The sequence below is a fragment of the Sphingobacterium siyangense genome (assembly GCF_007830445.1).
In the GTDB taxonomy this organism is placed as follows: domain Bacteria; phylum Bacteroidota; class Bacteroidia; order Sphingobacteriales; family Sphingobacteriaceae; genus Sphingobacterium; species Sphingobacterium siyangense.
Genome location: NZ_VLKR01000013.1, coordinates 67,906 through 81,361 on the forward strand (window position 1 = coordinate 67,906; position 13,456 = coordinate 81,361).

13 protein-coding genes are annotated in these 13,456 nt (G+C 37.3%); 7 read left to right on the forward strand and 6 right to left on the reverse strand.

From position 1 onward, the window contains the following. Nucleotides 1-74 precede the first annotated feature (74 nt). From IQ31_RS13050 to dnaN, 4 genes are all read right to left on the reverse strand, one after another. Nucleotides 75-647, reverse strand: coding sequence for a CAP domain-containing protein (locus tag IQ31_RS13050; RefSeq protein ID WP_088159751.1), 573 nt, complete (start codon nt 645-647; stop codon nt 75-77). 171 nt (nt 648-818) lie between these two features. Beyond that, nucleotides 819-1,466 (reverse strand): DedA family protein, encoded by a 648-nt coding sequence (locus IQ31_RS13055; RefSeq protein ID WP_088159750.1) that lies wholly within the window; start codon nt 1,464-1,466, stop codon nt 819-821. 27 nt (nt 1,467-1,493) lie between these two features. Then, a complete protein-coding gene (locus IQ31_RS13060) occupies nt 1,494-2,156 on the reverse strand; it encodes a DedA family protein (RefSeq protein ID WP_075990435.1) in 663 nt (220 codons plus the stop codon). A gap of 13 nt (nt 2,157-2,169) precedes the next feature. Beyond that, entirely contained in the window at nt 2,170-3,291 is a 1,122-nt protein-coding gene (gene dnaN / locus IQ31_RS13065; RefSeq protein ID WP_046672565.1) for a DNA polymerase III subunit beta, read from the reverse strand. 209 nt (nt 3,292-3,500) lie between these two features. Between dnaN and IQ31_RS13070 the strand changes: the two genes are divergently transcribed. The 7 genes from IQ31_RS13070 (at nt 3,501) to IQ31_RS13100 (ending at nt 9,285) form a co-directional block, all read left to right on the forward strand. After that, nucleotides 3,501-4,646: a DNA polymerase III subunit gene (locus IQ31_RS13070; protein ID WP_145328246.1), complete on the forward strand. Its 1,146-nt coding sequence runs from the start codon at nt 3,501-3,503 to the stop codon at nt 4,644-4,646. Nucleotides 4,647-4,652: 6 nt separating this feature from the next. Continuing rightward, nucleotides 4,653-6,029, forward strand: a complete 1,377-nt coding sequence (locus tag IQ31_RS13075; protein ID WP_208734247.1) for a PSP1 domain-containing protein — start codon at nt 4,653-4,655, stop codon at nt 6,027-6,029. Nucleotides 6,030-6,080: 51 nt separating this feature from the next. Beyond that, nucleotides 6,081-6,551, forward strand: a complete 471-nt coding sequence (locus IQ31_RS13080; RefSeq protein ID WP_145328248.1) for a gliding motility lipoprotein GldH — start codon at nt 6,081-6,083, stop codon at nt 6,549-6,551. After that, nucleotides 6,548-7,597 carry a tetraacyldisaccharide 4'-kinase gene (lpxK, locus tag IQ31_RS13085; protein ID WP_145328249.1) on the forward strand — a complete coding sequence of 350 codons (1,050 nt, stop codon included), beginning with the start codon at nt 6,548-6,550 and terminating at the stop codon, nt 7,595-7,597. Before IQ31_RS13080 ends, lpxK begins: the two co-directional genes overlap by 4 nt. Before the next feature lie 151 nt (nt 7,598-7,748). Beyond that, on the forward strand, nt 7,749-8,117 hold the full coding sequence (locus tag IQ31_RS13090) for a hypothetical protein (protein ID WP_145328250.1): 369 nt from the start codon (nt 7,749-7,751) through the stop codon (nt 8,115-8,117). Between the two features lie 303 nt (nt 8,118-8,420). Then, a complete protein-coding gene (locus IQ31_RS13095; protein WP_088159744.1) occupies nt 8,421-8,804 on the forward strand; it encodes a hypothetical protein in 384 nt (127 codons plus the stop codon). 64 nt (nt 8,805-8,868) lie between these two features. Further along, complete coding sequence (locus IQ31_RS13100; protein ID WP_088159743.1) at nt 8,869-9,285, forward strand: hypothetical protein; 417 nt, start codon at nt 8,869-8,871, stop codon at nt 9,283-9,285. 146 nt (nt 9,286-9,431) lie between these two features. Here the strand turns inward: IQ31_RS13100 and dnaA are convergent, their stop codons facing one another. Together dnaA and dxs are read right to left on the reverse strand one after the other, a co-directional pair. Then, nucleotides 9,432-10,856, reverse strand: a complete 1,425-nt coding sequence (gene dnaA, locus IQ31_RS13105) for a chromosomal replication initiator protein DnaA (RefSeq protein ID WP_046672557.1) — start codon at nt 10,854-10,856, stop codon at nt 9,432-9,434. Between the two features lie 548 nt (nt 10,857-11,404). Beyond that, complete coding sequence (gene dxs, locus IQ31_RS13110; RefSeq protein WP_088163404.1) at nt 11,405-13,333, reverse strand: 1-deoxy-D-xylulose-5-phosphate synthase; 1,929 nt, start codon at nt 13,331-13,333, stop codon at nt 11,405-11,407. Between the last annotated feature and the right edge of the window lie 123 nt (nt 13,334-13,456).

Below are 13,456 nucleotides of genomic sequence, written 5' to 3' on the forward strand. Positions count from 1 at the left end.
TGACTTTTCAGTAAAAATTAAATACACTGTATCGATTAATTGCTGATACTCGCCAAATTACCTTTCTTTTTATTTTACCAATCGTGTTTAGCGATGATAACTACTAAGTAACTTTCATAAGGTTTGGCACCTTTGCATTCAACATAACCAATCCCAATATCATATAGCGAAGCGTTCCACTGATCCATGCCCAATAAATGGGTACGATGATGATAACCCGGAGCTTCCTTTCCAATAATTAAGGCCTTAATGCCAGCGGTAGCACCGGATCGGTTGGCCGCAATGGACTCAAAATTGTTTGCATTTCGTTTTGACAGCCATGCCGGATTAAGCTGATATCCTGCCTCGTCAATGAAATAATTAGGTCCATAGCCCTCAGGTGAGACATGGTCAAAATAAGAACGTTTAGCCATATCTTTTGCACGATAAACCGCAACCTCGGCCAATTGTTTATTCCAATTGAGTTTGGTTCGTTTAATCTTCTGCAGATTAAAAAGCTTAAGTTCCTTCTTATACTTTTCGGGATTTGTACGAATTTTGTTCAAAAGCTCATAGGCCTCGATGGCTTGACCATGATCGACAACCACACGTTGGGCAAAAATAGACTGTGTAAAAAGCAGGGTAAATGCTAAAACCAAATAGTTCATACGTAAATAATCTCTTCTTCAATGACCTTACGAAATATCCAGATGATATTGCCAGCTTAACTTAATTTTATCGCGTCCAAAATACATTTGGGCACAGTACCTGTACTTTTTCAATAGGAATATTTCGTATCAATCCTTTAACCCTAAAAGACCATATTTAGTATGCAACGTTTAATCTTTTTTTGATTTATTTGTAGTCAGAAATTGTATAAGCATGGGTATTAGGCTAATAAAGATAACGACCAAAATAACAAGGGAGAAATTATGCTTAAAGAATGGCAGCTGTCCAAAAAAATAACCTGCAAGCATAAACAATGAAACCCATAATATACCGCCAACTAAATTATATGTTCCAAAGATCCTGTACGGCATTTTACCAATACCGGCTACAAATGGCGCAAAAGTCCTAACAATGGGCACAAATCGCGCGTAAATAATGGTCCTCGTTCCATGTTTCGCATAAAAATCCTGTGTTTTTTGCAGGTAAGTCGGCTTAAATATCCTTGATCCTGGCTTAAAAACACGTATTCCAACATATTTACCAATTTCATAATTCACGAAATCCCCAGAAATAGCGGCGAAAACTAAGATGACCATAAATAGTGGTAAAGAAAGCGGACAATCGGGGCGGGCAATTATCGCACCCAGGGCAAATAAAACTGAATCACCAGGAAGAAATGGGGTAAAAACAAGTCCTGTCTCCGCAAAGATGATTAAAAACAAAATCAGATAAGTCCAGTTTTCATAACTATTGATCAGTTGCAAAAGATGCTGGTCGATATGCACTATAAAATCAATAAACTGTGAAATGATTTCCATTTTTTTGATCTATAAAAAAAGGGAATCTTATTGGATTCCCTTTTTAGTTTTTATCTTTTCTTTAATAAGCTCGAAGATTATTGGCAATATCGATATAAAAATAATGATCAATACGACCTTCGAGAAATTATCTCTGATAATCGGAATATTTCCTAAAAAGTATCCTGCGAGGGTTATACCACCCACCCACAAGACAGCCCCTACGACATTATACGTAATGAAGGTGCCATAATTCATCTTTCCAATCCCCCCAACGAAAGGCGCCAAGGTACGTACGATAGGTACAAATCGAGCGATAACGATTGTTTTACTGCCATATTTCTCATAAAAAGAATGAGTCTTGGCAATTTGCTCATCTTTGACTACCTGCTTACCAAAGAGCTTAAATTTCGTTAGGCGCATACCAAAATTCTTACCAATAGCATAGTTTAAGGAATCCCCAGAAACCGCGGCTACCAATAAAATGAGAATCATCAACCATACGTTAAGATCATTTGGTTGTGCGGCTAGCATGCCCGCTGCGAACAATAAAGAATCTCCTGGTAAAAAAGGCATCACAACCACTCCGGTTTCTACAAAAATAATAAGAAACAGAATAAGGTATGTCCAAGTCTGATAATCATTGACTATTTCAACCAAATGTTTATCAATATGGAGAATAAAGTCTATAAGATGCGTAATTAGTTCCAAACCCTGACGAAGATTAAGCGTTGTTTAACATAACAGGCATCACCAACATCAAAATATCTTCATGATCTTCAGATACGGCCGGAATCAATAAACCGGCACGATTTGGCGTACTCATCTCCAAAACAACTTCTTCACTCTCTAAGTTATTTAACATCTCCACGAGGAATTTGGCGTTAAAACCGATTTCCATATCATCCCCTTCAAATTGACAGGACAAGCGTTCATGCGCTTCATTAGAGAAATCTAAATCTTCTGCAGAGATATGCAATTCACTTCCTGAGATCTTCAGACGAACCTGATGGGTTGTTTTATTAGCAAAAATCACCACACGTCTCAAGGTATTTAAAAACAATAATCGATCTACAGTTAACTTGTTAGGGTTGACTTGAGGGATTACAGCAGCATAATCTGGGTAACGTTCATCAATCAAACGACAGATCAAATTAATATTGCCAAAGCTAAAGAACGCATTGGTTTGATTATATTCTATCGATACTGTAATATCATCGGATGGTAGCGACGATTTGAGCAATGAAAGTGCCTTTTTCGGCAAAATAAGGGATGCTGGTTTTTCAGCACCAATATCAGTTCTCGAATAACGCACCAACTTGTGCGCATCGGTAGAGACAAAAGTCACATTCTTTTCAGCTAATTGCACCAAAACACCAGACATCGCCGGTCTCAATTCGTCGTTACTGACAGCAAAGATCGTTTTACTGATCGCTTCTGACAAAATAGGAGCTGGCATCTGAATAACTGACCCGTTATCGATTGAAGGAATTTTAGGGAAATCGTCGGCATTTTCTCCACTCAACTTATATTTTCCATCACCTGCACTGATCTCAATCGCCAAGGTATTCATATCTACTGAAAATGCTACTGGCTGATCTGGTAAGGTTTTTAACGTCTCGATCAAAATCTTCGAAGGCATGGCTACTCTTCCCTCTTCTTTTGCTTCGATCTGTAAAGAAGTAACCATACTTGTTTGCAGATCCGTAGCAGAAATAGTCAAGTTATTGTCTTTTATTTCAAAAAGAAAGTTTTCCAAGATAGGCAAAACAGTACTTGTACTGGATGCGCCATTGATAGCTTGTAACTGCTTTAATAAAATTGATGTTGATACAATGAATCTCATTTCCTGAATACTAATTATTATGTGCAATAATACACAAATTAATCAATATTTTTCAGTTTTACAGGCCGCTTTCTTTCCACATAAAGAGATTTCGATCGCTCAAATAAGCAATTGTATTTCAATTAATAAGCACAGCGCCAAAAGTATAGAAAGCAAATTCGGCCCGATAAATCACAATATTTATTACATTTGTATAATAGCAGTAGTGTATGCAGTTTAAAGAGATCATTGGGCACAAAGACATCAAAGAACATTTAGTTCGCACGGTTCATGAAAATCGTGTGAGTCATGCGCAATTATTTCTTGGTCCAGAGGGCTGTGGTAGCCTTGCATTAGCCTATGCTTATGCACAGTTTTTGAATTGTGAAAACCGACAGTCAACCGATAGTTGTGGCGAATGCCCATCCTGTCGAAAATATAATAAGCTGATCCATCCCGATCTCCACATGTCCTATCCTTTCATAGCCAAACATAAGGAAGATACGGCATCCGATTATGCGGACAGCTGGCGAAAATCTTTTTTATCCAATCCGTACATGGGATTGGAGTATTGGCGCAATCAATTGGATGCGGACAACAAACAGGTCAATATCAATATTGCCGAGGCGCATGGGATCATCAAAAAACTAAGCCTCAAATCCTTCGAAGCTGAATATAAGGTTTTAATTATGTGGCTGCCCGAATACCTGGACACACAAGGCAATGCGCTGTTAAAGTTAATCGAAGAACCACCCGAAAAAACGCTCTTTATTCTGGTTGCAGAAAATCAGGACAAAATATTAAATACGATCATATCGCGTACGCAATTGGTCAAAATAAAGAAACTGGATCATAGTGAGGTAACACAATACTTAAAAACGGTACATCAACTTTCGGATCAAGAGGCGTCAGAGATTGCTTTTATTGCAGATGGAAATCTCCAGGAAGCAACCAATCTATTGCACGCGCAAACAAATAATCATTTTGGCATTTTGGTAAACTGGCTGCGCTTCATCGTTTCGGACGCAGGGACCAATATGATTTCCCTGGTAGAAGAAGAGCTCTCAAAAATGGGGCGAGAAAACCAAAAAAGCTTTCTTTTTTATGCAATTAATATGATGCGTCAGATTATATTAATCAAAGAAGGGCTTTCCAGTCTCGTATTCTTACCGGCCAAAGAATTGGATTTTGTCCAAAAATTTGCCGTACACTATACCGTTGAACAAATTGAAGCAACAATAAATCTATTTGAGGAAACACATTATTTTGTAGAAAGAAATGCAAATCCCAAAATATTATTTTTAGATTTATCTTTGCAGTTAACATTAATATACAAGTACAAAACGTTTCCGAAAGGAACTCAATATATAATATAGAAAACTATGGGATGTGGCAGTTGCTCATCCGGCGGAGGTTGCGGTACTACCACGACAAATGGTACACCAGCAGGATGTCAGAACAATGGCTCTTGCATGACTAGCGGATGTAATAAATTAGATGTATATGACTGGCTTTCCGATATGGATATGCCTTCAAACTATAAACCATTTAATATCGTCGAAGTACGATTCAAGGGATCACGAAAAGATTTCTTTATTAATGTAGACAATACCTACCTTGAAATGGGGGAAATGGTCGTTGTAGAACCTTCTACTGGTGGCTATGATATCGGACATGTCTCCTTAACGGGTGAATTGGTTAGACTACAATTAAAAAAGAACAATGTTACTCCAGAAACGGTAACTAAGAAAATCTATCGGAAGCCCAATGAAATGGATGTAGAGAAGTATAATGCAGCAAAAGATCTCGAATGGGAAACTATGCACAAAGCACGTAAACTGGCTTTGGACCTGGGTTTGTCCATGAAGATTTCTGATGTTGACTACCAGGGCGATAAAACCAAAGCTACCTTCTACTACACTGCTGAGGGCCGCGTGGATTTCCGTGAGCTTATCAAAAAAATGGCTGAAGCTTTCAGAATACGCATTGAAATGCGCCAGATAGGTATGCGACAAGAAGCTAGCCGTCTCGGTGGAATCGGCTCCTGTGGTCGCGAACTCTGCTGTTCAACCTGGCTAACGGATTTCAAAACAGTATCCACGTCGGCAGCACGTTATCAAAATCTTTCTTTGAATACGTTAAAGCTAGCGGGACAATGCGGAAAATTAAAATGCTGTCTCAATTATGAATTAGATAGTTACATGGATGCTTTAAAAGACATCCCGAATAATATCGACCGCATCGAAACGCTAAAAGGAGTTGCTTATCTTCAAAAGACCGATATTTTCAAGAAAATGATGTGGTTCTCTTTTCCTGGAGCTGAAAATTGGATCGCCATTCCCGTTCAACAAGTCAAAGAGTTTGTCGAAATGAATAAGCAGGGGATCAAACCGGAAGCAATTTCGAGTGCAGTAGATAACGATGAAGTCAGAGAAGAGAAAAATATCAATTACGATTACGAAAATGTAGTCGGACAAGATAGCTTAACTCGACTTGATGACCGGAATAAAAGAAAGAAAAAAAGAAAATCCAAAAGCAATACTGTCAAACCTGAAAGTAAGGCTGGACAAAAAACTGAGAAGTCCGAACAAAGTACACCTAGACAAAGTGCTAAACCTCAGATTTCGACCGATGCTGGAGCTCCAAGCGCGAATAAAGAGAATAAAGAAGGATCTAACAACAGACCCAAAAAGCGTTTTAATCGCCATCGGAATAAAAACAAAGGTAATAACAACAATGCTGCACCGAAAGCAGAATAAAAAAATATGCCTAATTTTAACCCATTAGGCATATTCTTTTTATAAATAAACATGAAACTCAAAAGCTCTCCCTTCCTTATTGGTTTGTTATGTATTGGCATAGGGTGTTCTTGTGACCAAACTTTTGTCATAAATGAAAATAAACCCATTGATAATAAAGCTTGGCTGAATACATCACCGCCTAGTTTTCAATTTCATATCGGCGACAAAACCAAACGATATGATGTATTGATGGATGTCCGTCATACAACAGAATATGCTTTTTCCAATCTTTTTGTACTTATTTACCAACGAGGCCCAGATAAAAAACAATATACTTATCGTAAAGAAATAAAAATGGCCAGACCGGATGGAAAATGGCTTGGAAAATCCTCTGGCAGCTTGTATAACAATCAATCCATCATCCATAAAGATTACCTATTTCCGGATACAGGAATTTATACGATTTCCATCGAACAGAACATGAAAGAAAATCCGTTGAAAGAAATCACAGACGTAGGGTTAACCATTGTTCCAAAATGATACGCTTATTACGATATCTATTATTTCCTTTTACCATCATCTATGCCCTTGTGGTGTGGATAAGAAATCGATTATATGATCTTAAGCTGCTTCCATCGCGGTCTTTTGACATTCCAACCGTAGTTATAGGAAATCTTGCCGTTGGTGGGACAGGAAAAAGCCCAATGACTGAATTTGTGGTATCCAGCCTTAAAGGTCACTTTAAAACAGCAATACTCAGTCGGGGGTATGGACGCAGCACCAAGGGGTTTTATCTGGTACAAACGGATTCATCAGCTATGGATGTCGGTGATGAGCCCTTACAGTTCAAAAATAAATTTCCGGCTGTCACTGTTGCAGTTTGTGAGGATCGTTGTACTGGAGTTGAAAAACTTCAGTCAACTCATCAACTTATTATTCTGGACGACGCTTATCAACACCGAAAATTATCGCCTCTTTTCAATATATTATTATTTGATTTTTTATCATTTTCTCACCCTATGTTCGTATTTCCCACAGGAAACTTTAGGGATCTCCTTATGGAGGCTAAACGCGCACAGATCATAACGATTACGAAATGTCCTATTGATCTTTCTAATGAGCAAAAAAAACGGATAGAAAACAAAATCAGGTATTATAACAAAGAAGCTTTAATAGTATTTAGCTATATCGACTATCTTGAACCCATCAATAGTAAAGGAAATCTAATCGATGTCAAAGGCAAAGATATTATTTTGGTTACGGGTATTGCTAAACCTCAACCCTTAGTAGATTATCTCCAAAACAAAACCAATTCAATCCAACACATTTCCTTTAAAGATCATCATTCTTTTACTGAATCGGATATCAATCAAATTGCAAAATCTTACCACGATCTGGCGAGCAGCAACAAGATCGTATTGACAACTGAAAAGGACTTTCAGCGACTAAAAACTTTTAAACAGCAATTTACTGCAATTGATTTGGCTTATCTGCCGATCGGTCTTCAATTTCACGACCCTATCCAACAGGAAATATTCCATGAAAGGCTATATAATGCAGTGGCTCAAAGTGTTAATCAACCTTAAATTTTGTTAAGATCAGATGCTATACTAAACTTTTTCATCAAATTTATATTCTATATGTAAACAGAGAATCTCAAAAGTTTTCGCTCTGTCTATAATGAACAAATTGAGTGTATACCCGATATTCGGCACTCATGATATAAACTATACAAAGATGAAAAAGAAAATTTTAATGGCAGTAGCTTGTCTATTTTTAAGTGCTACAGGAGTTTTTGCCCAACAACGTCAGCAACGTAGTCCTGAAGAACAAGCTAAAATGCGCGTAGAGCATTTAGACAAATTATTAAGCCTAAATCAAACGCAAAAAGATTCGATCTATAACCTTACATTAAGTCAGGCTCAACAACGGGCTGCTCTTCGAAATGATGGTGGAGATCGAAAAGCGAGTATGGAAAAATTTAAGCAGCTTCAGGAAATACAAACAACCAAAATCAAATCATGGCTTACTCCAGACCAAGCTAAGCTATTTGACGAACAACAAGAAAAAATGAAAGAAAGAATGTCTAAACGTTCCGACAATTAATAAAGCTATCTTAGAAAAGGCCTTGTTTTTTGACAAGGCCTTTTTTATTTCACGTTCAGTTTTATTCTGACGTTATCATCACAATTAAGTTCGTCTAACTTTATCGATCCTGTTAACTGTGCAATAACAGCGATATCATCAATTTTTGCATTTCACACCATATATAAAAATCCATATTACAATGAATTACAATTAGTTAATGTTAAAACTTTGTTAAAGTAACATAGTTGATACAATATAAATACCCCTTTCCGAGTTTTTATAGCAAGATCGTTTAATTGTAACTTTTTAAATACAATAGATATGAAAAAGCTAATTTTAACAGGAATAGGATTCATTCTAGCGATGGGCCTAACGTTTGCACAACAGGGTAGTCCCGAAGATGCAGCTGCTAAAGCAACGACTGAACTTGTACAGAAACTGCATCTGAATGATGAGCAAAAAACTGCAGTATCAACTATTCTATTGGATCAGGTAAAAGCAGAACAGACAATAGTAAAAGATACTGGGTCTTCTGCTCAAGCGAAAAGCGAAGCGCTTAATAAGCTACAGACTGAAGTAGATACCAAAGTCAGTCAATTACTTACCGAAGATCAGAAATCGCTTTATCAAAAAGTCATAACTGAAAGACCAGCTAAAGCTGTGCCGACCGCAGCTGAGCCTACGAAAACTGAATCTGGTCAATAATCGAAAACAAAGTAAAATTAGGTAGCAGAAAAACATTGAATAATTTCATCTAAAATTGAACATCATGAAAAAGTTATTTTTAGCAGGCATAGGTTTCTTCCTAGCGATGGGCCTAACATTTGCACAACAAGCACAAACAACACCGGAAGAAAATGCAACAAAGGTAGTGACTGAATTAGTCACAAAGCTGACATTAAATGACGAGCAGAAAACTGCGGTATCAACAATCGTATTGGATCAAGAAAAAGCTATAGCGGCTGTCATTCAGGACTCCACGACTAAGGTTGACGTCAAAAAGGAGAATATTGCCAAAATACAGGGTGAATCAGATACTAAAATAGCACAGTTGCTAACAGATGAACAAAAAGTTGCTTATCAGAAATATGTAACTGAGCGACCTCCGGTAAACATTCCCGCAACGCAAGAAACAACAGAACAAAAAGAATCCGGTAACGGACAGAGCAATCAACAACAACAATAACCATTCGAGAACGAATGAAAATCCTCTGGGTATGTAATGCATATCCAGAGGATTTTTTATGCCTTACAAGGCCTTAAATACATTAAAAAAGGGCTGTCCAAGTAATATGGACAGCCCTTCTAGTGTTTTGCTTACGATAATTGACATTAAGATTTTAATTTTTTCATAATGTCACTTACATAAGTTTTAAATTTCTTGTCAGTTTCAATTAAATCCTCTACGGTTTGACAGGCATAAATGACTGTCGAGTGGTCTCTTCCTCCGAAGAATGCTCCAATCGATTTTAGTGAAGATTTGGTATGTGCTTTTGCTAAGTACATCGAAATTTGCCTGGCCTGCACGATTTCACGCTTTCTAACTTTCGACTTTACCATATCCACAGGAACTTCAAAATATTCACAGACTAATTTTTGAATAAAGTCCATTGAAATTTCCTTATGGGTATTCTTCACAAAATTCTTCAACATGGATTTTGCTAAGCCCAAATCGATCTCTTTTTTGTTCAAAGTAGACTGAGCCAATAATGAAACCATGGCTCCTTCCAATTCACGAACGCTGTTATCGATCTGTGTTGCGACGTACTCCACTACATTTTCAGGTAAGTCAATACCATCGGAATACATCTTCTTCTTCAAAATTGCCATTCTCGTCTCAAGATCAGGAATCTGAATATCTGCAGATAATCCCCATTTAAAACGACTAAGCAAACGTTCCTCCAAACCAGCTAAATCCTTAGGTGCTTTGTCTGAAGTCAAAATAATTTGCTTTCCAGATTGATGCAAATGATTAAAAATATGGAAGAAAATATCCTGTGTTTTTTCTTTACCGGCAAAGTTATGTACATCATCCATAATGATGACATCCATTGCTTGATAAAAGTTAACGAAATCATTGATTGTATTATTTTTCAATGAATCCACAAACTGCTGACAGAATTTCTCACAAGACACATAAATGACCAGTTTATCGGGAAGATTTCTCTTGATTTCATTTCCGATTGCTTGGGCAAGGTGTGTCTTTCCCAAACCAACATCACCATAAATCATCAAAGGGTTGAATGAAGTACCACCTGGCTTATTCGCTACAGCGTAACCTGCAGAGCGAGCAAGACGATTACATTCACCTTCGATAAAATTTTCGAATGTGTAGTTTTGATTCAATTGCGGATCAACCTGCAATTTTTTCAATCCAGGAATAACAAATGGATTTTTGATATCTCTATTTAAAGATACCGGTACAGGGATAGATTGTCTTTTCCCTTCTGCTCCATTGCCGTTCGATGGAAGATTAGTCGTATAGGGATGAGAAGCTGAAGACTTCTCCACTACAATATTGTATTCCAATCTACCTTGTTCTCCTAAAAATTTCTTTACGGTCTTACGAAGAATTCCTACATAGTGTTCTTCCAGCCACTCATAAAAAAATAAGCTAGGCACTTGAATAGTCAAAACGTCACCCTCCAAACGGACTGCTTTCACAGGTTCAAACCAGGTCTTGAAACTTTGCGCTGGTATATTATCTTTGATAATCGAAAGACAATTATTCCAGACACTTGAATACGTTTTTTCCATTCTAAAATTGTTAATAAGTTGATTTACAATACGCGACAAAAAATATGTTGATAACTTTCTCTGAGAACGAAGATGACAAAAAAATATCAGCTAAAAAACTAAAATATAAAATAATTAATAAACCTTTATATATCAGATATTTACTATGTAAAATTGTGGAAAACTAGCGCTAAAATTGATCTCTAAAAATAATTATTAACATTCCAAATTTATTTAAAAAAAAGAACAAAAAAAGTAGCAAACTAACTACGTCTCAGTCCTTAAGGTCTAAATCTAAATTAACCAAAATAATAGCTAATTACAATCTTTAGTTCATATATTTTTAATATTAAATTTATAAGAATTTAAAGCCAACTTAACATCATTGCTAATGGACGATTCAACTTATTTATGTCCAACTGTTAAACAAAAATCTATATAATCTATCCGGAAGAAAAAAACACATTGCAACATATGAGATTAATTGTGAGCTCCAAAAAGGCTATACTATAGAAACAAAAAAGGAGGTCCATATGGATCTCCTTCTTTGTTTCTATAGTGTATAACTTTTATCCGACCATTGAACTGGTCAATTTTCCATTACAAAGTTTTTTAGCTTCTGCTATGATCGCATTTGCATCGTAGTGCGCATTCTTCCACTGTGCATTTTGTTCAGCATGCTCAATGATCTTATCCGGAATACCTAAACGAACCACTTGACTATGATATCCATGATCTGCCATAAACTCCAATACAGCCGAACCTATGCCCCCTTGTAAACTTCCATCTTCAACCGTGATAATCTTATCAAACTTTTTAAAGACCTGATGGAGTAAGACTTCATCTAATGGTTTAGCAAATCGAAGATCATAATGTGCTGGGTGTATCCCTAATTCATTCAACTGCTGTACCGCTTTAACGGCTTCATTTCCTATAGCGCCAAAGCTCAATATAGCAAGCTCTTCCCCTTCTGTTATAAGACGTCCTTTTCCAATTTCTATTTCCGTAAATGGGCGACGCCAGTCTGGCATAACACCATTTCCTCTAGGATATCTAATAACAAATGGACCTTTATTGGGTAACTGAGCTGTATACATTAAATTTCGTAACTCTTCCTCATTCATCGGCGCAGAAACCGTCATATTTGGAACACAGCGCATAAATGCGATATCATAAGCTCCATGGTGTGTCGCACCATCCGCTCCTACCACGCCCGCACGGTCTAAACAGAAAACGACGTTCAGATTTTGCAATGCAACATCATGGATTACCTGATCATAGGCCCGTTGCATAAACGATGAATAAATATTACAAAATGGCAATAGTCCCTGAGTTGCAAGTCCAGCACTGAAAGTAACAGCATGCTGTTCGGCAATACCGACGTCAAATGCACGCTCAGGCATAGCTTTCATCATAATATTCATGGAAGAACCGGATGGCATTGCAGGTGTTATACCCACAATCTTATCATTCTCTTCTGCAAGCTCCACCAAGGTATGTCCAAAGACATCCTGAAATTTGGGAGCTACCGGTTTATCATTCGAAGACTTCTTGATCTCACCGGTAATTTTATCAAATAAACCTGGAGCGTGCCACTTCGTCTGGTCTTTCTCCGCCAACGCGAAGCCCTTTCCTTTGATAGTGACAGCATGTAATAATTTGGGACCTGGTATGTGTTTAAGATCTTCTAGCGTTTTAGCCAATTTTTTAACATCATGCCCGTCAACTGGCCCAAAGTATCTAAAATTTAAAGATTCAAATAAATTAGCATTTTTCAGCAAAGTTCCCTTTATGCTTTTTTCAAGCTTTTTGGCAATGCCAAGTGCATTGGGACCAACTTCTGAAATCTTTGTCAATACTGCTGCTATATCGTCTCTAAATCTATTGTATCGCTTAGAGGTGGTAATGCTTGTCAAATACTCCTTTAATGCACCAACATTCGGATCTATCGACATGCAGTTATCATTTAAGATCACCAAAAGATTTGATTTAGAAATTCCAGCATGATTCAATGCTTCAAATGCCATTCCTCCCGTCAAGGCACCATCACCGATTACAGCAATATGCTGACGGTCTTTCTCACCTTTTATCTGAGAGGCAACAGCCATACCCAGCGCAGCAGAAATAGATGTTGACGAGTGACCAACACCAAATGCATCGTATTTAGATTCAAAACGGTTCGGAAAGCCCGAAATTCCGTTCTCAATTCGATTTGTATGAAATATATCGCGACGCCCCGTTAGGATTTTATGTCCATAAGCCTGATGACCTACATCCCAGATCAATTGATCGTACGGGGTATTCATTACGTAATGTAACGCCACCGTTAACTCGACGACTCCCAAACTTGCTGCAAAGTGACCACCATTAACCGAAACCTGATCAATAATAAATTGACGTAATTCCTGACTTAACTGTTCTAATTGGTCTTCCTTTAGCTTTTTAAGATCAGAGGGATCGTTTATTTTACTTAATAGTTCTCCAGCCTCAAACTGCATAGTACTGCTATTTACATGATATGTTCGTACAAAGTAACGACAATTTTATTTAATCTTTAAAATTAAATCGCATTTACATATTGAGGTACAACAAATAAAATAATGAATAGTTTGTATCGAAGT

Excerpts from the sequence above, each read along its gene's own strand:
- IQ31_RS13050 (WP_088159751.1), bottom strand. The coding sequence starts at position 647 with ATGAACTATTTGGTTTTAGCATTTACCCTGCTTTTTACACAGTCTATT.
- IQ31_RS13055 (WP_088159750.1), bottom strand. The coding sequence starts at position 1,466 with ATGGAAATCATTTCACAGTTTATTGATTTTATAGTGCATATCGACCAG.
- dnaN (WP_046672565.1), bottom strand. The coding sequence starts at position 3,291 with ATGAGATTCATTGTATCAACATCAATTTTATTAAAGCAGTTACAAGCT.
- IQ31_RS13070 (WP_145328246.1), top strand. The coding sequence starts at position 3,501 with ATGCAGTTTAAAGAGATCATTGGGCACAAAGACATCAAAGAACATTTA.
- IQ31_RS13075 (WP_208734247.1), top strand. The coding sequence starts at position 4,653 with ATGGGATGTGGCAGTTGCTCATCCGGCGGAGGTTGCGGTACTACCACG.
- IQ31_RS13080 (WP_145328248.1), top strand. The coding sequence starts at position 6,081 with ATGAAACTCAAAAGCTCTCCCTTCCTTATTGGTTTGTTATGTATTGGC.
- lpxK (WP_145328249.1), top strand. The coding sequence starts at position 6,548 with ATGATACGCTTATTACGATATCTATTATTTCCTTTTACCATCATCTAT.
- IQ31_RS13090 (WP_145328250.1), top strand. The coding sequence starts at position 7,749 with ATGAAAAAGAAAATTTTAATGGCAGTAGCTTGTCTATTTTTAAGTGCT.
- IQ31_RS13095 (WP_088159744.1), top strand. The coding sequence starts at position 8,421 with ATGAAAAAGCTAATTTTAACAGGAATAGGATTCATTCTAGCGATGGGC.
- IQ31_RS13100 (WP_088159743.1), top strand. The coding sequence starts at position 8,869 with ATGAAAAAGTTATTTTTAGCAGGCATAGGTTTCTTCCTAGCGATGGGC.
- dnaA (WP_046672557.1), bottom strand. The coding sequence starts at position 10,856 with ATGGAAAAAACGTATTCAAGTGTCTGGAATAATTGTCTTTCGATTATC.
- dxs (WP_088163404.1), bottom strand. The coding sequence starts at position 13,333 with ATGCAGTTTGAGGCTGGAGAACTATTAAGTAAAATAAACGATCCCTCT.